This is a genomic window from Acidovorax sp. KPB24-03 (assembly GCF_057546605.1).
Map to the genome: position 1 here is coordinate 1 of NZ_BAAJYR010000622.1, position 1,504 is coordinate 1,504.

At 71.1% G+C, this 1,504-nt stretch carries 2 protein-coding genes; both read left to right on the forward strand.

Features of this window, described 5'->3' with window-relative positions; all coding sequences use genetic code 11:
- On the forward strand, nt 1-667 hold a 667-nt coding region (locus AC27KI_RS24590), incomplete at its 5' end, for an efflux RND transporter periplasmic adaptor subunit (RefSeq protein ID WP_487116381.1).
- A gap of 90 nt (nt 668-757) precedes the next feature.
- Nucleotides 758-1,504: efflux RND transporter permease subunit (locus AC27KI_RS24595; protein WP_487116383.1), on the forward strand; the 747-nt coding region annotated here is incomplete at its 3' end.

Consider the following 1,504-nt stretch of genomic DNA (forward strand, 5'->3'; position numbering starts at 1 on the left):
AGCCCTCAACGCGCAGCAGCTGCGGCTCAAGCACGCCCAGGTGCTGGCGCCGGACAGCGGCGTCATCTCCTCGCGCACGGCCACCGTGGGCGCGGTGCTGGGCGCGGGCACCGAACTCTTTCGCATGGTGCGCAAGGGCCGCCTGGAATGGCGCGCCGAGGTCACCTCCAACGACCTGCCGCGCATCCGCCCCGGCAGCCAGGTGATCGTGACGGCCGCCAGCGGCGCGCAGGTGCCGGGCACCGTGCGCATGATCGCCCCCACCGTCGATCCGCAGACGCGCAACGGCCTGGTCTATGTGGACCTGCCCATCCACCCCGATGTGCGCGCAGGCATGTTCGCGCGCGGCGATTTTCTGCTGGGGCAGCGCGATGCGCTCAGCGTGCCGCAGTCGTCGGTGGTGGTGCGCGACGGCTTCAGCAGCGTGTTCGAGATCGGCGAGGGCAGCCGCGTGGTGATGCGCCGCGTGCAGACCGGCCAGCGCACGGGCGACCGGGTGGAGATCGTCTCGGGCCTGCAGCCGGGCGTGACGGTGGTCGAGCGCGGCGGCGCGTTCCTGAACGACGGCGACCTGGTGCGCGTGCAGGCCGCAGCGCCCGCAGCAGCGGCGTCCGCGCCGGCGCCCCGGCCCGCGGCATCCACATCAAAAATGCCTGCAGCACAATAAGCACTAGGGCATCATGCTATTAAATAAGGAGCAAAACATGCTTTTGCCCGGTTGCCACCGCGGCCCCGCTGCCGCCCGCAAGGACCTGCCATGAACCTCTCCGCCTGGTCCATCCGAAACCCGATTCCGGCCGCGATGCTGTTCGTGCTGCTCTCCTTCGCGGGGATGCTGTCGTTCCACGCGATGAAGGTGCAGAACTTTCCCGACATGGACCTGCCCGTGGTCATGGTCACCGCGTCGCTGCCGGGCGCGGCGCCGGGGCAGCTGGAAACCGACGTGGCGCGCAAGATCGAGAACGCCATCGCCACCACCCAGGGCCTCAAGCACATCACCTCGACCCTGGTGGACGGCACGGCCACCATCGCGGCCGAGTTCCAGCTCGAAAAGCCGGTGCAGGAAGCGGTGGACGACGTGCGCTCGGCCGTGAGCCGCGTGCGCGCCGACCTGCCGGCCGATCTGCGCGACCCCATCGTCGCCAAGCTCGAACTGTCGTCCCAGCCCATCCTGGCGTTCGCCATCGCGTCCGACCGCCTGGACGACGAGGCGCTGTCGTGGTTCGTGGACGACACCCTCACCCGCCGCCTGCTGGCCGTGCCGGGCGTGGGCGCGGTGAACCGGGTGGGCGGCGTGTCGCGCGAGGTGCGCGTGTCGCTCGACCCGCTGCGCCTGCAGGCCCTGCGGGCCACGGCGGCCGACGTGTCGCGCCAGCTGCGCCAGGTGCAGATCGAGAGCGCGGGCGGCCGCGCTGACCTCGGCGGCGCGGAGCAGCCCGTGCGCACCATCGCCACCGTGCAGACGGCGCAGGAGATCGGCGCCATGGACATCCCGCTCACCGAC